We start from the raw sequence: 22,415 nt of genomic DNA, 5'->3' as shown, positions 1-22,415 counted from the left end.
AGGCGGCAACATGACGACCCTGATTCGCGGCGGCACGATTATCGACGCGGAGAACACGTATCGTGCGGACGTGTTGTGTGCGGACCCGCAGGACGGTGGCACGATCCTGCAGATCGGAGCGGACCTGGAGGCGCCCGCCGGCGCCGCGATCGTCGATGCGGGCGGTCAATACGTGATGCCCGGCGGTATCGATCCACACACGCACATGGAATTGCCGTTCATGGGCACCACGGCGAGCGACGACTTCTACACGGGCACGGCGGCGGGTTTATCGGGCGGCACCACGAGCATCATCGACTTCGTGATTCCAAGCCCCAAGCAGCCGCTCATGGACGCGTTCAAGGAGTGGCGCGGCTGGGCCGAGAAGGCGTCGTCAGACTATGGCTTTCATGTGGCGGTGACGTGGTGGGACGATTCGGTCTATCGGGACATGGGCACGCTGGTGCATGAACACGGCGTGTCGAGCTTCAAGCACTTCATGGCCTACAAAAACGCCATCATGGCCGACGACGAAGTGCTGGTGAACAGCTTCTCGCGTTCGCTCGAACTCGGCGCGCTGCCGACCGTGCATGCGGAAAATGGCGAGCTGGTGTTTCAATTGCAGCGTCAGTTGCTGGCGAAAGGCTTTACCGGTCCGGAGGCGCATCCGTTGTCGCGGCCGCCGGAAGTGGAGGGCGAGGCCGCCAATCGCGCGATCCGGATCGCGCAGGTGCTGGGCGTGCCGGTGTATATCGTGCACGTGTCCTCGAAAGACGCGGTCGATGCGATCGCCCGCGCCCGCAGCGAAGGTCTGCGCGTGTTCGGCGAGGTATTGCCGGGCCATCTGGTGATCGACGAAGCGGTGTATCGCGATCCCGACTGGACCCGCGTGGCGGCCCACGTGATGAGCCCGCCGTTCCGCTCGGCCGAGCATCGCGAGGCATTGTGGCGGGGTTTGCAAGCCGGCCAGCTGCACACCACGGCAACCGATCACTGCGTATTCTGCGCGTCGCAGAAAGCCATGGGCCGCGACGACTTCACGAAGATCCCGAACGGCTGCGGCGGTGTGGAAGACCGCATGGCGGTGCTCTGGCATCACGGCGTGAACTCGGGGCGTCTCACGCCGAACGAGTTCGTGCGCATTACGTCGACCAATGCCGCGCAGATCTTCAACCTGTATCCGCGCAAAGGCGCGGTGCGGGTCGGTGCGGATGCCGATCTCGTGGTGTGGGACCCGAACGCGAGCAAAACGATTTCGGTGAAGACGCATCACCAGAAGGTCGACTTCAACGTGTTCGAAGGCATGACGGTGCAAGGCGTGGCGATGCACACGCTCACTCGCGGCGCGCTCGCCTGGACCGACGGCGAGTTGCGGGCGGAGCGCGGCGCCGGTCGCTATCTGAAACGTCCGCCGAACGGTGCCTACTTCGACGCGATCCGCGTCGCCAACAAGCGCAAGGAACCGCATCCGGTGGAGCGGTAAGCCATTCGCAATCCGCCAACGGGCGGCGCCGCATTCAAACGCGGCGCCGCTCTTTTTTATGCCGCGCGTTCGCCGCGGCAGCACCGCTCTCGCGTTTTCCCCGATGGCGCGCAACATAGGTTCCGTGTTGCGATGCAACCCGCGTCTGTCCTATCTGCTGTAGAGTTGGAATCCGCGTCATACCAGAGGCCTTGGCTGTTCGCTTAGCACGCGAGCGCATATCGATCCAAAACCTGATCCTTTGTAAAAACGCAGGCCGTTTGCTACAGTCCGCCCACTCTGCAAGGCGCACGCGCCGGCGGGGACTGTCCAACACAAGACTCAGCCACCGACGTGGCACATTTGACGGAGCCGCCTGATGAAATCGATTCGTTCCATTCTGCTGCTCGCGTTGTTCCAGGCGGTGGCCGTGACTTCCGCATTCGCCGCCGACGAACTCGCGCAGATCAAATCCACCGGCGTGTTCAAGATCGGCACCGAAGGCACCTATGCGCCGTTCACGTACCACGACGAATCGGGCAAGCTGACCGGTTTCGACGTCGAGATCGGCACGGAGATCGCGAAGCGTCTCGGCGTCAAGCCGCAATTCGTCGAAGGCAAATGGGACGGTCTGATTGCCGGCCTCGACGTGAACCGTTACGACGCGGTGATCAACGAAGTGGCCGTGACCGATGCGCGCAAGGCCAAATACGATTTCTCCGATCCGTACATCACGTCGCACGCGGCGCTGATCGTGGCGTCGAACAACACCACGATCAAGAACTTCGACGACCTGAAGGGCAAGAAGTCGGCCAATACGCTGACCAGCAACTTCGGCAAGATCGCGGCCGCGCATGGCGCGGAAGTGATCCCCGTGCAGGGCTTTAATGAGTCGATCGATCTGCTGACCTCGGGCCGTGTCGATGCCACCGTCAACGACTCGCTGTCGTTCCTCGACTTCAAGAAGCACAAGCCGGATGCGAAAGTGAAGATCGCCGCGCTCGATACCTCGCCCGACAGCAGCGACAAATCGGCGGTGCTGATCAGGAAGGGCAGCCCCGAACTGCAGGCGGCGATCAACAAGGCGCTCGCCGACATGAAGAAAGACGGCACCTACGCGAAGATCTCGCAGAAGTATTTCGGCAAAGACGTCTCCCAGTAAACGCCTTCCGCGAGTCTGAATCATGCCGGCATGGTTGCATCTGATGGCGCAGTCGCTGTGGCCCCTGCTGTATGCGGGGCTCGTATTTACCGTGCCGCTCACGCTGATCTCGTTCGCGATCGGGCTCGCGCTGGCGTTTCTCGTCGCGCTGGTGCGGTTGTTCGGGCCGAAGTGGGCCGTCGCGATCGTGCGCTTCTATGTGTGGCTGTTTCGCGGCTCGCCGTTGCTCGTGCAACTGTTCGTGATCTTCTACGGCTTGCCGAACGTGGGCATCGTGCTTGATCCTCTGACGGCGGCGATCATCGGCTTTTCGCTGAATGTCGGCGCGTACAACTCCGAAGTGATACGCGGCGTGATCGAGTCGATCCCGAAAGGGCAGTGGGAAGCGGCGTATTCGATGGGGATGACGCGTGAGCAGGCCTTGCGTCGCGCGATCCTGCCGCAAGCTGCGCGCGTCGCGTTGCCGCCGTTGTCCAATTCGTTTATCGCGCTGGTGAAGGACACTTCGCTCGCCGCGGTGCTGACCGTGCCCGAGGTGTTTCAGGCGGCGCAACGTATCGCATCGGTGACTTATGAGCCGCTGATTCTGTACACGGAAGCCGCGCTGGTTTATCTGGTGTTCAGTTCGGTGTTGTCGTCGGCGCAAGTCAGGCTCGAACGCAAATTCGGGCGCCACGCACTTTTCCAGGCAGGCAACTGATGATCCGGCTGGAAAAAATCGACAAGTATTTCGGCGGCCAGCGGGTGCTCAACTCGGTCGATCTTCAACTCGCGTCCGGTAATGTCACCGCGTTGATCGGTCCGTCGGGCAGCGGCAAGAGCACGCTGTTGCGTTGCGTGAATCTGCTCGAGATTCCAGAGTCCGGGGCTCTCGAACTCGGCGACCAGCGGCTGGAATTCAGCCGCGACCAGCGGCCTTCTCGCGAAGCGGTGCTGACGATTCGCCGCCGCACCGGCATGGTGTTCCAGAACTTTCAGCTGTTTCCGCATCTGACGGTGCGGCAGAACGTGATGGAAGGCTTGGTGACCGTGCTGAAGTGGGACAAGGACAAAGCACGCGCTCGCGCGGACGAGTTGCTGGAAAAGGTCGGCATCGCGCAGAAGGCGGACGCATGGCCTTCCACGCTGTCGGGCGGTCAGCAGCAGCGTGTGGCGATTGCGCGGGCGTTGGCGCCGTCGCCGGAAGTGCTGTTGTGCGACGAGCCGACCTCGGCGCTCGATCCTGGCCTCGCGGCGGAAGTGGTGGAAGTGCTCAAGCAGCTTGCCGTTGAAGGCATGACCATGCTGATGGCCACGCACGACTTGCGGCTCGCCGCGACGATCGCGCGTGACGTGGTGTTTCTGAATAACGGCGTGGTGGTGGAGGCCGGGCCGTCGCGCGAGATTTTCATGCAGCCGCGCGCGCCGGAAACGGAGCGTTTCGTCTCGACGTTGACGCATAGTTTGCCGGATGAATGGACTGAATCGGGCGGGGCCGGACGGCGGTAACGCGGCAGGGCTGTTGTGCGGCAGGGCGCAAAGCGGCAGCGGCATGACTGCGATGCGCCAGCACGGCGACGCACCGAGACAGCAGCCCAAACAACAGGGGGCGTCGGAACGCCCCCTTCTAACAACACCGCTACGCAGTCGCAGCCACGCTCATCGAACCTTAAACGCCCACGCTTTCCGCGGCATCGTTCATTGCGGCGTCAAAGAAGCTTTCCTGCGCCTGCGCATTGACACGAGCGTAAGCGCGGTTCACCCCGCTGATCACCGCGCGAATCGACGCCGTCACCAGGTTGGCGTCGATGCCGACGCCGAACGCGCTGCCGGTCACATCGGCGCCGGCCATTTCGGCCACCGCTACCGCGCGGGCATCCGCGCCTTGCGTCAACGCGCGTTCTTCATAGTGCTGAATCCGCACCGGCACGCCGATCGCGTGCATCAACGCGTCGAGCGGGCCATTGCCTTCGCCGGTCAGCACGCGCCGTGTGCCGTGGATGTCGACCGTCAGTTTGATGCGCTCGCGTCCGTCGCGCTCGGCCAGGCTGTGGCCCACGTAATGAATCGGCGCGGTGTTCTGCACATATTCCTGCTGGAACAATTCCCAGATCTGCGCGGACGTGACTTCCTGACCGCTGTCGTCGGTGAAGCGCTGCACGGCCGAGCTGAAGTCCACCTGCAGGCGGCGCGGCAACACGACGCCGTAGCCCTGTTCGAGCAGATACGCGATGCCGCCCTTGCCGGACTGACTGTTCACGCGAATCACCGAATCATAAGTGCGGCCGAGATCGGCCGGATCGATCGGCATGTAGGGCACTTCCCAGACCGCGTCCGGCTTCTGCACCGCGAAACCCTTTTTGATCGCGTCCTGATGCGAGCCCGAGAACGCCGTGAACACCAGATCGCCGACATACGGATGACGCGGATGGATCGGCAACTGCGTGCATTCTTCCGCGGTACGCGCGACTTCGTTGATGTTCGAGAAGTCGAGGCCCGGATCGACGCCCTGCGTGTACAGATTCAATGCGAGCGTGACGAGGTCCACGTTGCCGGTGCGCTCGCCGTTGCCGAACAAGCAGCCTTCGATACGATCCGCGCCGGCCATCACGGCGAGTTCAGCGGCGGCCACGGCGGTGCCGCGATCGTTATGGGGATGCACCGAGATGATCAGCGAATCGCGGCGCGCGAGATTGCGGTGCATCCACTCGATCTGGTCCGCGTAGATGTTCGGCGTGGACATTTCGACGGTGGCCGGCAAATTGACGATGGCCTTGTGTTCCGGCGTCGGTTGCCAGACATCGAACACGGCGTCGCAGACTTCCTTGGCGAATTCGATTTCCGTGCCGCTGAACACTTCCGGGCTGTACTGGAACGTGAACTGCGTTTCCGGCATGGTGGCGGCGATGCGCTTCATCGTGCGCGCAGCGTTTTGCGCCAGTTCCTTCACGCCGCTCTTTTCCAGATTGAAGACGATCTTGCGGAATTCCGGCGCGGTCGCGTTGTACAGGTGGACGATGGCGCGCGGCACGCCACGCAAGGATTCGAAGGTGCGCTCGATCAGGTCGTCGCGCGCTTGCGTCAAGACTTCGATGGTGACGTCGTCGGGGATATGGCCGCCTTCGATCAGCTCACGCACGAAATTGAAGTCGGTCTGCGAAGCGGACGGAAACGCGACTTCGATTTCCTTGAAGCCGATCTGCACCAGCGTCTTGAACATGCGCATCTTGCGCTGCGCGTCCATCGGCTCGAACAGCGACTGATTGCCGTCGCGCAGGTCGGTGCTCATCCAGATCGGCGGGTGCGTGATGCTGCGCGACGGCCACTGGCGATCCGTCAAGGTGACGGGTTTGAACGAGCGGTACTTGGTAGCGGGGTTCTTCAACATTTTCATCATCCGTGGGTGAGACCAGGTAGCTGGGAGTCGACCGGACGACGAAAAGACATGACGAGGCGCCGGTCGAAAACCGGGGCTGGGTCAGTTACTGGGGAATTTTGCGGTGCTTCGGGTGTTTCAGATGGAAGCGCGCAGCAGCAGACCTAGCCCGGTAGAGGGGGCTAGTAGTAGCGATAGGATGGTCTGGGCGCGGTACATAGTGCGCAATAGGACCATATTATCGGGACGGCGTCAAGCGCCGTTCCCTTGTGGCTTGAGACTGGCGGAGGTCAATGCGCCGGTTTCACGAAGCGCAAAGTCATGCGATCCGATTCGCCGATTGCCGCATATTTCGCCCGGTCGACGTCGCCGCCTTCGAAGGTCGGCGGCAGCGACCAGACGCCGTTCGGGTAGTTTTTCGTGTCGCGCGGGTTGGCGTTCACTTCGCTCTTTCCGGCCAGTTCGAAGCCGGCCGCGCGTGCGTGTTCGATCACGTAGTCTTCCGTCACATAGCCGGTGTCGATGGTCTGTTGCAGCGAGGTCCCCGGCGCCGCGCGATGTTCCTCGACACCGAGCACGCCGCCCGGCTTGAGCGCCGCGTAGAACGCGCGCAGGTTGGCGTCGATCTGGCCGTCCTTGATCCAGTTATGGATGTTGCGGAAGGTCAGGACCTCGTCGACGCTGGCATCGGCCGGAAAGCCGCTGAACTGGCCGGCGTGCAGCGTGCCGACCACGACATGGCCGTACACGGCGGGCGTGGCCGCCAGCTTGCGCGCGAACGCGGCCCGACTGGCCTGTGTTTCCGCCGATGGCGCACTCTGCGGGCCGTCGTACTGCGCCTCGTAGAGCTTGCCGTGCTCGCGCAGATACGGCGCGAGGATATCCGTGTACCAGCCGCCGCCCGGCTCGATCTCCAGCACGCTTTGCGACGGCGCGAGTTCGAAGAATTGCAGCGTTTCCTTCGGATGGCGGTAGATGTCGCGGGCGCGAGCCTTGTCGCTGCGTTGCGGTCCGGAAATCGCGGCATCGAGCAGCGCCGGACTGGACGATGCGGAAGTTGACGCGGAATTCGAGGCCGACGGGCCGGCGCAGGCCGCCAGCAGCAACGTTGCGGTGAGCGTCGCAAGCGTGGCGCGCAGCGTGCGAGCCTGAAGATTGGGTTGTGGGTTCATGACGTCCATTATCGGGCGCGACCGCGCGGGAACAAAATCGGTAATAGGCGTAAGGATAGGCGTTCGCCGGGTTTCGCGTGGCGCTCGCCGCAACCGGAATAAAAGACCGTGCCCGCCGGTTTCCCTGTTGACCGCGGCGCGTCCTGAAGGTCGCCGAATCCGAAGCGCGGCGTGGCGCGTATAACTGGTGTGGTCAGCGTTGGCCGTCCCGTGCAGGCCTGTTGTATGCCGGGGCGCGACTTGATCCCCTTCATTTCATTTTGCCGGAGGCAGGTATGAAACGAACATCGACGATGTCGCAGGTAGGGCGGGTTTTACTGTGCGCGGCCGCGTGCGCGATCGCCTCGCAGGCGGGCGCGCAGGGTTTGAGCCCGCAGGACGACATGAACGCGCCGCAAAACAGCACGCGTTTGATGCCGAACGCGGCGCGAGGCAGCGAATATCCGACGCACGGCAACCAGCAGGCAGGGGAAATGAACCTGAATCCGACCGACCCGCGCGCGCAATTGGTCAACGGCCTGCCGAATCACACCAATTCCGGCGGTTATGGTTCGCCGCTCGCCGGCGTGCGCACCTACGTGCAACCGGCAATGCCCTCGAATTGAGCGGCCCCGCGGACGACAGTCGTGCCGCATCGCGCGTTGGATAGCAGCGCATCCCCGCACGGACTGTGTTGTTCAATTGAGCTTTTTTCGGGCGAGGGGCCGCGTGTGGCCTGAATACGGGCGCGGGTCAGAGTCTGAACACGATTGGCAGCGTACCGTTCTGCGCGATCACCGCGGCGCCGATGGCCACCAGGATCAGCAGTAGCGGCGCGGTGCCATCGCACCGGATCGGCGTGCCTCGCCGGCGCCCGACACCGCTGCCGTTGAAGCAGGCCGTAAGCTACAATTGCCGACGGCTTGAAAAACGGAACATCAATGAAGATTCGGATTCTCTCTCTCGTCTGCGTCACGACCGCCGCTGCGCTGCTGGCGGGCTGCACGGCCGTCTACAAGAACACGGACGCATGCGAACAGTTGATGCGAAGCAAGCTGGCGGAAACGTCGCCCGATCCGCTCAAGATCACCCATGCCGCCGCCGGTATCTACGGCTCGCGCGTGGTGGTCGAAGGATCGATCGAACGGGCGGCGGTCCCGGCGTCCGCTCCCGGGGCGGCGAGTGCGCCGCTCGCAGCGTCGACTGTGGCTGTAGGTGCGACAGGCGCATCGGGCGCATCAGATGCGTCGGCAACCGGAGGGTTCTGGTTCAAATCCGCCAGGACGCGGAAGACCGTCACGCCGGCGGCCGCGGAGTGCACGTTCAACGGCCCGACGCTGAGCGCATTCAACTGGCTCGCGCCGGCCAGTCTGGCGACGCCGGCCGCCAGCGCGACCGAGTAGCACAGCGCGCGGCGCCGAAACTCAAGCCGTCGCCTCGTCTCGCTTGCGTTGCTTCGCCCGCACCCGTTCCAGCACGCATTCACCAAACGCCTGCGGACGTCCTTCAAAGCACCGTTCCACCGCCCGCATATCGATCAGGCGCTGCCGCAGGGCCGTGCGCTCGTCGTGGGCGTCGATCATTCGCACGGCGGCGGCGACGTAATCCTCGACGCTCTCCGCGGTGGTCCACGACGGCATGCCCACGCGCTCGAACAGCGCGCCGTCGATCCGCTCGAACACCTCCGGCCCGCGCTTGCAGATGCCGGGCAAACCCAGCGTGAGCGCGTCGACGATACCGTTGGTATTGCCGAACGGGAACGGGCTGAGAAACAGGTCCGAGCGATTGACGCGCGCCAGATAGCCCGCGTATTCATGAAAGCTGTGCACGACGGCGTGCGGCAGCGTCTGGCGGATCACGTCGCGCATGCGCTCGAGCGGCAAACCGAACGGCACGCCGCTCATGAAGTGAAATTGGACCGGCGTCGCCGCGCGTTCGCCGATTTCACGGCACGCTTCGAGAAAGCCGGGATTGAGCTTCATTGCGCTTGCCGTGATGACGATCTCCAGCGTCTCGCGTGACGGCGGAATCTCGGCGACGATCTCCGGCAGCGCCACCGACGGCCGGTATGGTTGGCCGTCTTTCGGCAGCTTCATCAGACGCTCGCTGAAACAGTCGGGGTCGCCGACGTAGTCTTCCTCCACGCTGACGTAATCGATCTTGTCGGAGTGCGTGGTGGCCGGGTGCCCGAGGCCGGCGATCTGCAACGGCGCAATACGCAGGTTCGACATGAACACCGTGAGCGCGAACATGCCGACGCTCGGCATATAGAGCACGTCGGGCTGTTCCGCCTGGGCGAAATCGCGAATTGTTTTCAGACATTCCGAACTACGGGGGGTGAAGCCGGTACTAAGTCAATGAAAACAATGGGATATAAGAGTATCCTACCAGTACCGTTTGATCAGGAGTTCGTGTCAAGGGATTCGGCTATCCGTCGCAATACATGAACAAAGCCATTGCGCGCCAGGCGTCGGCCAGTACGACCGAATAGTTCGCCGGTCGACTCATTCACAGTGAACCCCTCGGCGTCAAGCGCCGCAAGAAACCTGTGGACCGAGTCTTTTTCGTCGCTGGTGAACGTGTGCCCGGTCGGGCGCTTGCTCTCTCTTAGCAAGTCGGCCAGTTGCTCCAGACTTTCAATTCTGTACTGAGCGAGAGCCGCGGTGATCGGGCCTAACGCTTCGACTCGCCGTAGCCCAGCTCGCAAGGTTGCGACCTGACTTCTCGACGTCTGTAACTCGGCAACGAGTAGCTGCACCTCCGCACGCGTCATCGGGTCGTTAATGCGAGACAGTAGATCGTCCTTGCGGGCCGGTGGGCGTTTGCGTTCGGTGCGAACCGCTTGTGCTGCTTTGGCAAAGGAAACGAGCTTCGCATACCCGGCTTGGTCGTTTGCGATGGACTGCGCTCGTGGCCCGCCCCAGGTATCGACGCATAGCTTGCCAACTGCTGCAGCCGTGATGGTAGCGCTAGCGCCATCAAGGGTCACAATCGCCCAGCCAATACGCGCTAGCGTAGCTTGCGCCTGAGGGGTATGTTTGTCGGCACTAAGCTGCTCAAACAATGCAGCAACCGCAGTCCAGCGAGGGTCGTCGCGAAAGGCAATCTTTGACAGGTCAGGCTTCTGATAGGTGGTCACAATTTGGTTCCCATACTTTCCATCTGTTTCCTTTCAGTCACTTGGAAGAAAGGCGACGTTTGGGACGGGGAGCGTCTGGCGAAGTGTGTAACACAAACCGTACAGGGTGACCCATTATCTTTTCCATCCCTTCCTGTATGCGCTCAATGCCGAAGCTTTGAAGGGTGCGTGTTCCGTCGGCGATGTCATCGAGTATCTCGTCGCCGGCTAGATCCCCAAGAAACTTGCCAAGTGCATTGCCGGCCCGGTGAGCCGCTTCCGTAGGGAGTCGGAATAGCATCGCGTCGAATCCTTCCTTCTCGAGGAGGTTGTCCAGAAACAGATTGCGTTTGAAGACTGCGGACCCGCAGTCAATCTCAGGGAATATCTCGACGCTGCGACTGAGGAAATCGAGCATCCTGAAATCGGTAACGTCGGTTAGTGACCTCTCTGCATCGTCTCGACCGCCTCGCGAGACCATGGAGAAGGTCGGGTTCTCGCCTGTGGGCCTTTCCCGTTCGGATAGTTGGAGAGATGCCATTACAAGCCTATAGCGGGCTTGCAGGGTACTAATCATCAGGTCGATCTCGGCTTCGATAGCGTCGATGGAATGCTCCGTCGCGTCGCGCTTGCCATCGCTCGCGTCCAGTGTTCTCAGGCGCGCATGCAGGCTGACCAGCACTTCACTCTTTTCCCGCAGCCTGTAAAGTTGTGCATTGAGAGTAATCGCTTGTCCTGCTATGAACGCGGGGCCTGTTAGCCAGAATCGGCATAGAGGGCAGTTGCGGGCTCCGCCGGGAACGGGACCATACACTGACGTGTGGTGCCTTGCACCGCCTTCGGCGCACTTTGTCTGGCCGTTCGGACAGATGCCGTCGATCTTGAGCGCCCAAAGAGAAGGGGTGGTGTCTGCTGCAGTGATGAAGGCGTCGACCTGTTCTGAGACGAATTTACCCCTGAGGTGTTCAATGTCGCTTGCTCCTGACAGCGCATTCGAGATCCGTTCCCTGTCAAGTGCCTGCAAGGCGTCGTTTAGCATCCTTGTAACGGTTGCCGGGCCGAATTTTTGGTAATAGACAGTCATGAGCACAGTCATGTGACCTGCCAGAAACTCGGCAATTATTGGCGCGGGAACCCCAGCTTCGGCAAAAGCGGTAATGCCGGCCACGCGAAGGCCGTGAACTGTGAAAATCGATGACACAGGGCGGTGGAAACGGTCGCGTGTGAGGATAAGTTTGACTTCGTTTGGTGTGTTGCGGCGGCGCGCTTCGATCTCATTCATTAACATCAGGAAGAACTGATTGACCGCTTCGTAGCGCACAGGTTCGTGCCAACAGGTCAGATCGCTTTCCTTTGGATGGCGGAACAGGTAGGCATATGCAGGCATCAGTTTCGACAAAGCGGCCGTTGGACGTATTGATTTTTCTGAAAGATCTGCACGGGAACTGAGCTTCTCGATCGGGTTGTTGGCAATCTGCCAGTCACGAAGCCGCATAAGTGTGTTGATGAGTTCGTCGTGCTGCCAAGGAATCTCGTACCCGAAATCCCGAGCGTCGCCACGCCCCACGGCAGCCGTTTTGTTCGTGTTGATCCAGAAACCGAGGTACTCTTTCCACACCGACGTATCGTGGATGCGCCGAAGCCATCCTTCGGCACGCCTAATGTTTGCGAGCGGGCTGGGATTGGATATCCACTTGATCCGCTCGCCGATAGGAGCATCGCCGGGTGAGGCAATCGGGAACTCATTGTCGGCTTCTCCGCTATCGAGAAGACGTGCCTGGATACTCCTGATCGGAAGAGTCAGCACCGTGTATAGGAGTATTGGCAGCACAGGCACGAACCTGGCGACGAGTCCAATACCCGGCTCCGCAAACTTGCAACTCAGGACGTTCGCAAATTCTTTGGCGCAGTGAATGGTGTCTGGCAGTGCCGTTTGCCCAGAGAGTGCTACTTCAATCAGTTCTCGACAGATGCTTTTCGCTTCGTCGAGGATAGTGCGCGGAATGAGTGCTTTTGTCGTCTTCGACGGGCCGTCCTTTGCTGGAGGAAGTTCCGATTTTCGCAGAGGTATTACAAAGCTCGGATCTTGTTCGCCGAACCACACGAAAAAGTTAAAAAGAGTTCGTATGGCCTGCGCTGCGCCAGATGGTGTTCCATGGTCGCACAGCCAGTCATAAAGGCGATGCTCGGCCCCGAACATCATGCTGCGCAAATCTTCTGCGTGCAGTGGACATGGGTCCGGCTGGCATTCGAGAAAAGCCAATACTGTCCGGCACCGGTCGATTCGCGCGTATGCCGTTTTCCAGTGCTGGGCATCAATGTATTTGCGCAACGCGCGTCCCCATTCGAGCACAACCGGGTTCACCGCCAGCGTCAACGGATCTGCAGTCGTGCCCTTCTTGCGCCAACCTCCATCCAGCGTAACCTGTTCGATCTGTACGCGAGCCAAAGGCTGAAATGGGTGGCGGTCTTCTAGCGCCACGCGGTCAAGTGTGCGCGCTAGGCGACGCAGAAGCGCAAGAAAATTGCGTTGATCTATGTCGACGGGAAACTGCTTCATCATTGCGAGCAGTGTCTGGTTGAATTGGCGAAGGGGAAAGTCTGTGATCTTGTGAAGCGGCCCCATACAAAGCAGTAGTCCCAATATTTGCATCTTGTCTCGGCTTTCTTGCTCGACCAGCTTCAGTTCGAACGGTGTGAACCTGTCGATAAGACGTCTCCCGTATTCCATCATGAACGGAGGGAAGGCGACTTGAGCCGCGTAGCCAATGGTGGAGAGAAGGAGGCCATGGTGCCGCATTTCGGCAAGCACGAACCAAGGTAGTCCGCCGAGGCTTGTACCGCGGAAAAGGTTGGTGGCGAGTACACGATCGAGCCAGCTGACAAGCTGCTGTTGCGTCGCTATTTCTCGCCAGCTTTCAAATGTCCTGGTGAAAGCGGCGGGGCAGGTGAATTCGGCGGCCATTGCCGTTTCGACGGCAGGCATTTTGGCATGGAAAGAAGCGGCGTCCCAGTCAACTATCGCGAGCTGCGTTGCCGATGGATTAATTAACACGGGTCCCGTGCTTAGCAATCCGTCAAATGTTACCGACAATGACTCGCGCGTGTGCGAGATATTGGCGCCATAAACTTCGTCGAAACAGGCATCGATCAGCGGCTTGTAGATCTTTGACACTCCAAATCGAGAGCGGTGCGGGACGTCGCCCTGAAGAATTTTTGCGATAAGGGCGTAGTTGGGCCTCGTACGGTGGCGCGGAAGTCTGACCTCGCCATTCCGACATTGGTCAAGATAGCGGTTCAGCTGTTCCATTACTTCGACTTGTGAGCTCCGATTTTCCGAGCCTTGGGCACGCGGGGGAGTCGCCGTGACGAGCAATCCTAGTGCGGCTGCGTTTGCCCGAATTTCCCGATTGTCGCCAGCATAGGTGATGGGATGTTTCGCTACATGTTCTTCAATAATCTCTCGCATCGCGCGATTTTCTGGCTTGATGGAGCTTTGCGTCGAAAAGAGTAGGCGAGATAGTGCGACGTAGTTAACGTTCAGACCGCGCGTCGGCAACTCCGCCTCCCCGCGGGCGCATTGCTCAAGAAACGTGCGGAGGCGCGCTTTGTTCGCCATGCTTTTCTTTCGAGGGTTGACGCCCGGGCCAACACCAGATCTTTTTCTTTCTTTCATGTCTTATGTTTCTCTATGTTTTTTGGTAACGAAGATGCCAAGAGGGTCGCTCTTCCACCTGATGCCTAGCGATGACGGATCGAAATCAAGGTGTCCCTGATCAATCTTGTCGGCCGCTTTTTTCAGGATATCCACGAGCCGCCCTGGGGTAGGCCGTGTGTATGTAATTTGGGACGCGACGCTCGTGTGGTGCAGGCATATCTGAATGACTGCGGGGTCGACGCCGGCGTCTACCAATTCCTGTGCGTAGAGGTGTCGCATGCCGTGCGGATTCAGACCGGCGCTGGCATCGGGTGAGAGGTCCATGCGCGCTAGCGCGCGCTCGAACGCGTCGTCGACTGTGTCGATCGTCATCGGGCGTCCTATGCTCGTCCCTGAGAGGCTGACAAAGTAGTAAGGGTGGTTCGTCCGTTTCGGGCGAACGATGCTTATATAAACTTTATGTAGCTGCCAGAAGAGGCGACCCGCTTCCAGATTGCGCCAGTAGACACGGGTCCGCGGACCCGTGATCCGCGTCGTTTCATCAAGCAGCATTGACTTCCACCCTGCAAATAGAGGGTCCGTAATGGCCAGTAGGTTGCGGGGAGCGCGCTGGTACCGCACACGGAGGTACTCATTCCGGCGAGCGCGTTCTCCGGGTACGGAGCCGGTCTCCGGGTGAAACAGAAAAACCAGTGCGCATCCCTGCTGATCGGGATCGGCTACGACATCCTGCAGGAAAAGGTGTAAAGGTTCGGATTTGCGAAGTCCTCCGTACATCAGCAACAGGAAGTAGAGCGTGTCGCGGACTGTGTGGGGGCAGACGCTCTGAATCCGGTTGCGCTGCCGACGGGAAAATAGTCCCGTTTTAAAAAATTCGGCTTCCAACGGCTTGGGGAAGGCTATGGGGCGACCTCTCCCACGTCCCTGTGTGATCTGTCGTTGGAACGGTGTCGATTCAGGTGCAGCGAGATGATCACGCTCGTTTTTCAGGTGGGCCAGCATTGACGTGTTGCGTCGCATCGCGAAGGCGAATTGGTGCTTCAACCAGTCGGCTCTATAGGCTACTGTCGGATGAAGTGTGACCAGTGACCCTTCCTCTTCGAGGAATGCGCCAAACCTTCGCGCCGCATCGAGAATCTGTTTTGCATGGTCGGCACTGTTTGCTCGCCAGTACATTCCCTTGGGATCCGTTCCGTCAGCTTGTACGGTGCCAAAGAGGAGAGCTTGGACGAAGTCGGCAATCAGTGAATCTGCGTCAGTCTGGGACGCGAGCGATTGTGGACTGCCGTTTGTGGCATAGAATTCGTAAAGAAGTGCCACTGCCTGCGCATGAAGGCGTTGCCACGCTCCGGATTTCCCTCGAAATGAAGGGCGGGTGAGAAATGCATAGAATTCGTAGCAGATGTTTCCCTGGGGAAAGAACAGAAGCGGGATCGAGGAGCCAGGAGGACTCAGGACCGGTACCCACGCTAGCGTCGTGCGCTGTACAGGGCTCATGGCGTCCATCCGTTTATGTCGGACTGTTTCCGATCCGGTGCAACAGGGCTTTCGAGATTTCCCGGATTACTCAAAGGGAGACGCGGTGGAAACCGTCCCTCGACGGGCGCACGCGTTTGTGCCAGATCGGTCTTCGCGTAGACGGCCGTGGTCTGCACCGATGCGTGCCCGAGCAGCGCCTGCGCGACCGGCGGCGGTACCGCATGATCGACAACCAGCGTGCGCGCGTAGCCGTGCCGCAGCCGGCGGGTTGAGGCCGCCCGCAGCATCGCCAGCGTCACAGCGTCACGCGGGGAGACGCAGTGTTCCGCCGCATGGAAGATCGCCTTCACCTCGTCGTACAGTCCGCTCGTGCGGAGCGCGTCGCGCATTTCGATGTGAATGACCGGCAGCCGTTCGAACGGCGCCGGGGCCGGCGACAGGCCGCGCGCGAGCCGGTACGCGCGCAGCGGCGGCACGCAGCAGGCGGGTAGAGGAATGGCCCGAAGCCGGTTCCCCTTGCCGCGCACGTGCAGGGTCCACTGGCCGTCAGCGTCCAGCTCCAGCCGCGGCAGCGCCAAGGTGTCGGACCACACCAGTTCCGCGAGCCGCACGCCGCCATCCCGGCACAGTGACCAGATGGCGCACCCGCGCGCCCACGCCAGCGGTGCCAGGGCTACGGGGGCAGCACCGGCGATGACCGTGTCGCACAGCGCGATCACGCGACCGGGGACGATGTGGGTTGGCGTCCAGGCCGCGCGGGCGGCGGCGCCCCCGGGCAGGTCGGCGACCGGGGGCGCGCTCAGGTAACCGGTCCTGAGCCAGTAGCGGAACAGGCTCGAGATCACGACGAGTGTACGCGAGGCCACCGCGCCGGATCGAGCAGGCGACATCGCGTGTGGCCCGCCAGCCCGTCCACTACGCCGCGAAGGGTGGATCCCGGCGGACCCCGGTTCTAAGAGCGGAATGTAGTCGTCGCGATGGCCTCGTCCGACCCCGTTGCGGATCAGTGTGAGAAGACTACTTCGGCCATCATGTTTTCCGGTGACAACAACTCCATCCTGCGGAACGAGATCCGAAATGTATCGGCATCCTGAGTAATGTCGAGGCGCAGAGATGCAGAATTCTTTCAACCTAGAGGCTTCGTCAAGGATGGGAGTCGGGGAGGACTGGCGTCCCAGATCATTTCGATGCGGGTTGTTTCGTTCTCGATGGTGCTGAGTGAGTCGGGCGAACCAAAGGCCAACGCGTGCTGTGCAGGTGTCATGCGGCCCGACCGCAAGTTCGCATCGATCGGCGAGCGGGGAATGTGCAAGGTTTTGAGGTACACGCAGCGCTCCGATCCAATGGATTGGGGGCATGGCGCGCTGATGCGGTTTGTGACGGAACCTGCAGGGCTCGCAGGAGCCATCAATTAACCTCATCCTCCTGCCGCAGACGTGGGTCGAATCGCGGTATGCGTCCTCCACTGCAGATACAGGCACGGCAGGATCTACGGTGCCCTTACGCTGCTCGATCCGGTACATGAGCCAGCCACGGTCCGGGGTATCCATAATCGGTTGCGTTACCGACGCCAGATGCAGCGGACGGCTCGGGATTGTCATGTCGTCAGGCCGGTCGGCACCTTGCCGGATGCGCTTCCGATCCGGACTGGATTGGCCCGTGGGCGGGCGTGATGATTGCCGTTCTGAGGGCCTGTTGGCTGCTTTCATTGCCTCGCTCCTTGGCCACCGGAGGTGACGCACAGAGGACCGTGCATGCTGCGGCGGGATCGTGCCCCTTCCGGCATTGGCAGCCGGACCGACGCGAGCATGAGGGCGCGTTGCTTGGCGGAAATAGGAGAGTAGGCGCGCGCGAACGCTCCCCTGAAAGGCAGGGGAGACACCTTCCTCGCAGTCGCGCTGGCGCGAGCAGAGAACCCGGTTGATTTCCGGGGGCAGGTGGGCCACACTAAAGTCAGTCGTTCCGCAAGAACCTGACTAGGTAGTGTGATCGCGCCCGGATGTCCGCAAAGCATCCGGGCGCCTTCGTTTCAGGCACAGCCAACGACTGGATCAATGCATGGCTTTCCCCTTCTTTCAGTGATTGGGTAGCGTCGCGTGGTACGGTCAGCCATCATTTGCGGCGCTTGGTGTTATGACGCGCAGCCAGTGCAAGACGTCGTGGGTCAGCGCGAAACGGCCACGGTGGTGAGGGATTCGGAACGTCGCGATGGGTACGATATTCGCTCAACCGCTTTGCCTAAAGCCTGCGAGGTCGGTTCACCGAGGGCGAGCCATAAACTGCGTCCACTCATTAAAGGGCCGTGCGCTCGCAGCAATTGTTCACCACCGCGGTCTCCGCATTCGCTTGAATTCATGATGCAGTCTTTCCGCGATTGAGGTCGATGCCTGTCGCTTGAAGTACCATTTAGTCAGCCTACTAAAGCGGAGGCAAAACTGCACGGGACAAATTTCATCCTGAATTTGTCCGGCTCTCGGAGATTGACGGATGGCATTTCATTTCGAGCCAGTTGCCCTGGATATGGCGCAGGAAGGTCAGTATCTTTTCTTCGAGTGGCTAGGTCCCACGCTGTTAGATCAGATGCCGAGAGCTATCCATCTTGACCATATCAAGGCGCGGCTCCTTTATTGCCTCGCTGCCCGTCTGGCGGGAGATCCAAGCCCGAGCGCCATCGCGCGCAGGTTCTGCGGAAAGGAAGACGTTGAGACGGTCAGAAAGCGATACGCGCGCTTAATGGTTTATGTGTCGTCATTTAACGGTTCTGAAAAGCGCGTGAATGGCATTGTGTCGACCTGCCTCGAGCACCTTGCGAAACATACCGACCTGGTCGCCACGCTATTCGATGCCCCGATCTGGGAGATGGTGAGTAGGGGTTATTGGCCTCTTCGAGAACTGGAGGCCTTTCGGAACCGGGTTGAATCCATGGGCATTGACATACCCTACGATCCAACGAACGAACTCGATGCGTGCTGCTTCTTTTTTTCGCTTTGCAAGCCTCAGGGACCTGGCGAGTCAATCATCTGGGCAGCAGTCAACGCCGCCGCGTTTTGTATGGTGCGCGCGCAGGCGGTGGGTGACCTGGTGACGTATGGCGTTGCTTACGACGCGATGATTTCGCACGCACGGGAAAGCCAGTTGGCTGATGACACTGATCTCCTAACGCACATGCTCCGCGACTTCTGGGCGATGTTTGTCCGGTTCGTGCGACTCTGGCACTCGCGCGTCAGGCTAACGGACCTTACCGCATACGACCGCCAAGGTCTTTCGAAGTCTCTCCAGGCGCATACTGTGGAGGCCTATTGGCAGGTGATTCCGAACTTGGCCCTGCTACACGGCACCGTCCCGCCGAGGGTGATTGCACGCGGTGATTCTCAGATCCTTTGCAGCGGGCAGAGCACCCGGGCGCATCGCTGGGCGCTGCGATTTCGCCTATGGAGAATATTCAGATCGCGTTCGCATTTTTTAAAGCCGAGACGCGTCCGCAAGCTCACGGCAAAGGCGGTCCGTTATCGTAAGATCGAGTGGGACGTTGATCCGCAGACCCTTTTGATGAGTGTGGAAAGGTCGGACCAGGAATGCTAGACGTTGTCCTATGGTTGGATCAAGTGACTTCAAGGCATTGAATGAGGTGATTGGAGGTCCGGAAAACTCCCCTCCACAAAATCCCGCAGCTGCGTGAGGTCCGTGCGCGCATACGCGGCGGTGGTCTGCACCGACGCGTGCCCCAGTAACGTCTGCGCGACGGGCAGCGGCACCGCATGATCGACCACCAGCGTGCGCGCATAGCCGTGCCGCAGCCAGTGCGTCGACGCCGCGTGGAGCAGCGCCCGGGTCGCCGCGTCACTGGCCGGGACCGTCTCTTCCGCCGCCTGCAGCACCGCCTTCACCTCATCGTAGAGACCACTGTGCCCGAGCGCGTCGCGCTTCTCGCTGTGAATCAGGGTTGCTGACTCGAACGGCGCGGGTTCGGCGGCGAGACCGCGCAGGACGCGATAGTCGCGTAGCACCGGGGCGCAACGCGATGGCAGCGGGATCGCGCGCACCTTGCCGCCCTTGCCGAGCACGTGCAGCGTCCACTGACCACCGGTCGCGCCGGTCGCACCGGTCGCACCGGATGAGCCGTGCGCCGGGTCAGCCGCCCTGGCGGCCGCTGTGGTGCCGTCTGGCTCGACACTCAGGCGCGGCAGTCCCAGTTCGGCGGACCACTCGAGTTCGGCGAGGCGCACGCCGGCGAAGCGGTAGAGCGTCCAGATCGCACAGCGGCGCGCCCAGAGGAGGGTCGATACCCCCGGCGGCCGCGCGCCGGCCGTCACCGTGTCGCACTGCGCGAGCACCCGGGCGGGCAGGATCCGCGACGGGGTCCACGTCATGCGGGCAGCCCCGCCGCCCGACAGTTCGGCGGCCGGGTTGATCACCAGGTAGCCCGTCTTCTGCCAGTAACGGAACAGGCTCGAAATGACCGCCAGCGCGCGGCGGCGGCCCGCGTCGCTAAGGGGCCGCGTGCCGGCACGCACGGCACCGGGTTGGGACGGCACCATGGAGGAGGGGCCCCCCGTGCGGCCCGCGGGACGGAGTGTTTGCCGGAACGCGAGAAGGTCATCGCGCGTCAGGTCGGATAACGGCCCGCGCCGGTGCGCCTCGCACCAGCCGGTCAGGCGGCGCAGTTCGGTGCGGTACGCGCGTAAGGTGTGCGGTGAGCGCTGCGCCCGGTCGCGCAGAAACAGCGCGAGAGCCCGGGCATCGTCGGTCACGCCGAGGGAATTGGTGGTCGTTGCGTTCATGAAGCGGCCGGCGCGCGTGAGCCACGTCCGCAGCGCCGCGGCGTCGCTGCCGGGTGTTGAGACCAGCGCGGACAGCGTGACCGCGTCGGCGACCGCCATACCGGCGGTATCGCGCGTCGCCTCAGCGGGTGTGACGGCGCCATCGCCCTCATTGTCTGTGCTTACGCCGGGCTGGCCTGGCTGGCCGGCAGCGTCCGCTGTGTCGCCGTCGGGCAGCTGCCGGAACCGGCGGCGGTGCGCGTGCAGCACGCGCGCGAGCACGCTATCGGGTGAAGGTGCGGCGCCCGTGGCCGTCAGATGCAGGCGCCCCTGCGCCCAGTACTCGATCGCGACATCGTGCTCGAGCAGCAGCGCAAACACGGCCGGGTGCGCGCGCTTCGCGTCGGCGAGCGACGGCGCGGCGCGTTTCAGGTCGGCGAGCATCCAGCGGCGGTACAGCACGTGCCCCAGTGTCTGCTCGAGATACGCGAGTGCGGCGTCAACGGCGGACGGCAGCCGCTGCGGTGGCAGCACGCCTGTGTCGATCCAGTCGGCGGGCTTCATGATGTCGGGCTTTTACGCGTACGGGATGCGCGGGACCGTGCGCGCGGCGCGGCGGCGATGGCCGCCGCGTGGCCGGGACCCGCGTGTCGCGCGGGCGGGTGCCGGGCGGGCCGTTTCTGCGCGGCAGACTGCGTGGCGTGCGCTGCCGGCCGTGCCTGAAGGGTCTGCAGTGCCTGGAGTGCATGGCGCTGTTCGGCGACCACGGTCGCGAGTGCCACGGCCCCGGCGGCTGCCTGCCGGTGAGCGTCGCGCTCTGTGGCGAGCTCTTCCAGCAGCCGCTCGCGCAGTCCTTCGAGCGCGGTGATCCGGGTCTGCGCGTCGGCGAACTGTGTCGCCAGCCGCTCGCGCTCGGCGGCGAGCGCGTGACGCTGGTGCTCGGTCTCCTGCAGCAGGCGCTTCGACAGACCGTCATAACGGGACCGCGCGTCAGCCAGTTCCGTCACGTGGGTGTGCCGCAGGCTCTCCAGGGTGGTGCGGGCGGTGTCGAGCTGCGTCTGCAGGGCGGCCGTCTCATCGGCCAGGCGCTGCGCGCCTTCGGCCGCGTGACGACTGCTGGCGCGTAGCTCCGTCAGTTCGGCGTCACGGGCGGTGAGCCGCTCGCGCAGTTCGCCGAGCTCGATCCGCAGCATCTCGCTACGCACGTCAGCGTCGTGCCGAGCCGTCTGCGCATCGGCCGTTGCCTGCTGCGCGTGCAGGCGTAGCCGGACGACGTCGTCGAGCTGCACGCTGACGGCGGCGGCCCATAGCGCGCGCATCTGTGCCGCGATCGCGTCCGGCAGGCCGGGCAACGCGACCTCAGCGAGACCCGCCTGCACCAGTTCGGCCTCGATCGCGTTCAGCGCCCGCGACAGCATCGCGGGGTCGCCAGCGCCGAGGCGCGCGCGCAGCCGCCGCACGGAGACGGCGCGCCGGAAGCGTTCGCGGGTGACCGGGGTGGCTGGTGTGACTGAAGTGGCCCGGGTGGCCTGGGTGGCCGGGGCGGCGGACGCCGCGTCGCCCGCTTCGGCGAGCATCGCGAGCACGGTGGTGCGGATCTGGTCGGGGGTGACGGCGGCGGGGCGGGCCATGGCGGGACTCCGGCGCCCGGTGGAGGGAGCTGGGCGCTCGTTTCAGTCTAGTGCACCGCCGGGTTTACGCACACACCGAACGTCAGGAAACCGCTTTTCAGGCGGGAATCGAACGGGTTCCGGTGATAAACGCCCTTATCACCGTAAAACAGATCTGCTTGCCTGCAAGGCATGCCGCGGCAGTTCTTCGATGTAACGCTGAAGAATGGCGACTGGCTGGCACGTGTTTATGGCATGGCAGGTTGCCCTAGCGATGAGGCTTCCGGCTGGCACGTCCCCCGGTGGGGGCGTAGCGAAGACGCTCACACAGTTCGGACAGCCACTGGCTCACCCAGACGCGGTCCGTGGCGTTCAGGTGACTGAGCGTCTCGGCCAGTTCTTCTGCAAGATCGCTCGGGCGTGAAGAACCCCGACGCAGCAAGGTACTGGCGGGGACGCCATAGATTTCCGCCAGTTCGATGAGTCTTGGCAGCGTGGGCAGGACCGTGCCGCGCTCGAAGCGGCTAATCGTTTCCGCATTGACGCCGATCTGTTCGGCGACCAGTTCCTGGGCATAGCCGGCCGCTATGCGGGCGCGGGCGAGCGTTTTGCCGAGCTGCTCGGCGAAGTTCTGTTCTGCGGACAAGGCGGCCGGGTCAACATGACGTGTGGTTGGTCAAC

Annotated in this window: 16 protein-coding genes and 1 pseudogene; 7 read left to right on the top strand and 10 right to left on the bottom strand. The window is 62.2% G+C overall.

The features are described from left to right. Positions 1 to 10: 10 nt before the first annotated feature. From hydA to B0G81_RS18960, 4 genes are all read left to right on the top strand, one after another. Positions 11 to 1,462 (top strand): dihydropyrimidinase, encoded by a 1,452-nt coding sequence (gene hydA, locus B0G81_RS18975; protein ID WP_134137972.1) that lies wholly within the window; start codon positions 11 to 13, stop codon positions 1,460 to 1,462. Between the two features lie 358 nt (positions 1,463 to 1,820). Further along, the gene (locus tag B0G81_RS18970) at positions 1,821 to 2,603 is read left to right on the top strand and encodes an amino acid ABC transporter substrate-binding protein (protein ID WP_134137971.1); all 783 of its coding nucleotides are present in this window, start codon (positions 1,821 to 1,823) and stop codon (positions 2,601 to 2,603) included. Positions 2,604 to 2,625: 22 nt separating this feature from the next. Then, the gene (locus tag B0G81_RS18965; RefSeq protein ID WP_012433671.1) at positions 2,626 to 3,303 is read left to right on the top strand and encodes an amino acid ABC transporter permease; all 678 of its coding nucleotides are present in this window, start codon (positions 2,626 to 2,628) and stop codon (positions 3,301 to 3,303) included. Then, complete coding sequence (locus B0G81_RS18960; protein ID WP_134137970.1) at positions 3,303 to 4,091, top strand: amino acid ABC transporter ATP-binding protein; 789 nt, start codon at positions 3,303 to 3,305, stop codon at positions 4,089 to 4,091. The genes B0G81_RS18965 and B0G81_RS18960 overlap by 1 nt, the downstream gene beginning before the upstream one ends. Before the next feature lie 160 nt (positions 4,092 to 4,251). Here the strand turns inward: B0G81_RS18960 and leuA are convergent, their stop codons facing one another. Both leuA and B0G81_RS18950 read right to left on the bottom strand, forming a co-directional pair. Beyond that, a complete protein-coding gene (gene leuA / locus B0G81_RS18955; RefSeq protein ID WP_134137969.1) occupies positions 4,252 to 5,970 on the bottom strand; it encodes a 2-isopropylmalate synthase in 1,719 nt (572 codons plus the stop codon). A gap of 278 nt (positions 5,971 to 6,248) precedes the next feature. Next, entirely contained in the window at positions 6,249 to 7,139 is an 891-nt protein-coding gene (locus B0G81_RS18950) for a class I SAM-dependent methyltransferase (protein WP_134137968.1), read from the bottom strand. A 266-nt stretch (positions 7,140 to 7,405) separates the two neighbouring features. On the opposite strand from B0G81_RS18950, the gene B0G81_RS18945 reads away from it, so the two are divergent. Next, positions 7,406 to 7,735 (top strand): hypothetical protein, encoded by a 330-nt coding sequence (locus B0G81_RS18945; RefSeq protein ID WP_134137967.1) that lies wholly within the window; start codon positions 7,406 to 7,408, stop codon positions 7,733 to 7,735. 315 nt (positions 7,736 to 8,050) lie between these two features. Next, a complete protein-coding gene (locus B0G81_RS18940) occupies positions 8,051 to 8,512 on the top strand; it encodes a hypothetical protein (protein ID WP_134137966.1) in 462 nt (153 codons plus the stop codon). A 21-nt stretch (positions 8,513 to 8,533) separates the two neighbouring features. Here the strand turns inward: B0G81_RS18940 and B0G81_RS18935 are convergent. The 5 genes and pseudogenes from B0G81_RS18935 to B0G81_RS43710 all read right to left on the bottom strand — a co-directional run. Beyond that, positions 8,534 to 9,433: pseudogene (locus B0G81_RS18935) on the bottom strand (glycosyl transferase family 1); the annotation flags it as partial. Positions 9,434 to 9,510: 77 nt separating this feature from the next. Further along, positions 9,511 to 10,248 (bottom strand): gamma-mobile-trio protein GmtX, encoded by a 738-nt coding sequence (gene gmtX, locus B0G81_RS18930; protein WP_134137965.1) that lies wholly within the window; start codon positions 10,246 to 10,248, stop codon positions 9,511 to 9,513. Positions 10,249 to 10,285: 37 nt separating this feature from the next. Then, positions 10,286 to 13,903: a VPA1269 family protein gene (locus B0G81_RS18925; RefSeq protein WP_134137964.1), complete on the bottom strand. Its 3,618-nt coding sequence runs from the start codon at positions 13,901 to 13,903 to the stop codon at positions 10,286 to 10,288. 3 nt (positions 13,904 to 13,906) lie between these two features. Beyond that, entirely contained in the window at positions 13,907 to 15,382 is a 1,476-nt protein-coding gene (locus B0G81_RS18920; protein WP_166679026.1) for a site-specific integrase, read from the bottom strand. Beyond that, complete coding sequence (locus B0G81_RS43710; protein ID WP_166679025.1) at positions 15,379 to 16,254, bottom strand: site-specific integrase; 876 nt, start codon at positions 16,252 to 16,254, stop codon at positions 15,379 to 15,381. The genes B0G81_RS18920 and B0G81_RS43710 overlap by 4 nt, the downstream gene beginning before the upstream one ends. Before the next feature lie 1,597 nt (positions 16,255 to 17,851). Here B0G81_RS43710 and B0G81_RS18910 point away from each other — a divergent pair. After that, entirely contained in the window at positions 17,852 to 18,946 is a 1,095-nt protein-coding gene (locus tag B0G81_RS18910; protein WP_134137961.1) for a hypothetical protein, read from the top strand. A gap of 29 nt (positions 18,947 to 18,975) precedes the next feature. Here B0G81_RS18910 and B0G81_RS18905 read toward each other — a convergent pair whose 3' ends face one another. The 3 genes from B0G81_RS18905 to B0G81_RS18895 all read right to left on the bottom strand — a co-directional run bounded on the left by B0G81_RS18905 (position 18,976) and on the right by B0G81_RS18895 (position 22,380). Next, entirely contained in the window at positions 18,976 to 20,688 is a 1,713-nt protein-coding gene (locus B0G81_RS18905) for a tyrosine-type recombinase/integrase (RefSeq protein WP_134137960.1), read from the bottom strand. Further along, entirely contained in the window at positions 20,685 to 21,755 is a 1,071-nt protein-coding gene (locus B0G81_RS18900; RefSeq protein ID WP_134137959.1) for a DNA-binding protein, read from the bottom strand. The genes B0G81_RS18905 and B0G81_RS18900 overlap by 4 nt, the downstream gene beginning before the upstream one ends. Before the next feature lie 247 nt (positions 21,756 to 22,002). Beyond that, positions 22,003 to 22,380 carry a helix-turn-helix transcriptional regulator gene (locus B0G81_RS18895; RefSeq protein ID WP_134137958.1) on the bottom strand — a complete coding sequence of 126 codons (378 nt, stop codon included), beginning with the start codon at positions 22,378 to 22,380 and terminating at the stop codon, positions 22,003 to 22,005. Positions 22,381 to 22,415 lie beyond the last annotated feature (35 nt).

It is taken from the genome of Paraburkholderia sp. BL6665CI2N2 (assembly GCF_004366535.1).
GTDB lineage: Bacteria > Pseudomonadota > Gammaproteobacteria > Burkholderiales > Burkholderiaceae > Paraburkholderia.
The sequence above is the reverse complement of the archived record's forward strand: the minus strand, read 5'-3'. Positions and strand labels throughout refer to the sequence as shown.

What these genes read in the sequence shown, in the direction of transcription:
- hydA (WP_134137972.1), top strand. Translation starts at nt 11, where the DNA reads ATGACGACCCTGATTCGCGGCGGCACGATTATCGACGCGGAGAACACG.
- B0G81_RS18970 (WP_134137971.1), top strand. Translation starts at nt 1,821, where the DNA reads ATGAAATCGATTCGTTCCATTCTGCTGCTCGCGTTGTTCCAGGCGGTG.
- B0G81_RS18965 (WP_012433671.1), top strand. Translation starts at nt 2,626, where the DNA reads ATGCCGGCATGGTTGCATCTGATGGCGCAGTCGCTGTGGCCCCTGCTG.
- B0G81_RS18960 (WP_134137970.1), top strand. Translation starts at nt 3,303, where the DNA reads ATGATCCGGCTGGAAAAAATCGACAAGTATTTCGGCGGCCAGCGGGTG.
- leuA (WP_134137969.1), bottom strand. Translation starts at nt 5,970, where the DNA reads ATGTTGAAGAACCCCGCTACCAAGTACCGCTCGTTCAAACCCGTCACC.
- B0G81_RS18950 (WP_134137968.1), bottom strand. Translation starts at nt 7,139, where the DNA reads ATGGACGTCATGAACCCACAACCCAATCTTCAGGCTCGCACGCTGCGC.
- B0G81_RS18945 (WP_134137967.1), top strand. Translation starts at nt 7,406, where the DNA reads ATGAAACGAACATCGACGATGTCGCAGGTAGGGCGGGTTTTACTGTGC.
- B0G81_RS18940 (WP_134137966.1), top strand. Translation starts at nt 8,051, where the DNA reads ATGAAGATTCGGATTCTCTCTCTCGTCTGCGTCACGACCGCCGCTGCG.
- B0G81_RS18925 (WP_134137964.1), bottom strand. Translation starts at nt 13,903, where the DNA reads ATGAAAGAAAGAAAAAGATCTGGTGTTGGCCCGGGCGTCAACCCTCGA.
- B0G81_RS18920 (WP_166679026.1), bottom strand. Translation starts at nt 15,382, where the DNA reads ATGAGCCCTGTACAGCGCACGACGCTAGCGTGGGTACCGGTCCTGAGT.
- B0G81_RS43710 (WP_166679025.1), bottom strand. Translation starts at nt 16,254, where the DNA reads ATGTCGCCTGCTCGATCCGGCGCGGTGGCCTCGCGTACACTCGTCGTG.
- B0G81_RS18910 (WP_134137961.1), top strand. Translation starts at nt 17,852, where the DNA reads ATGGCATTTCATTTCGAGCCAGTTGCCCTGGATATGGCGCAGGAAGGT.
- B0G81_RS18905 (WP_134137960.1), bottom strand. Translation starts at nt 20,688, where the DNA reads ATGAAGCCCGCCGACTGGATCGACACAGGCGTGCTGCCACCGCAGCGG.
- B0G81_RS18900 (WP_134137959.1), bottom strand. Translation starts at nt 21,755, where the DNA reads ATGGCCCGCCCCGCCGCCGTCACCCCCGACCAGATCCGCACCACCGTG.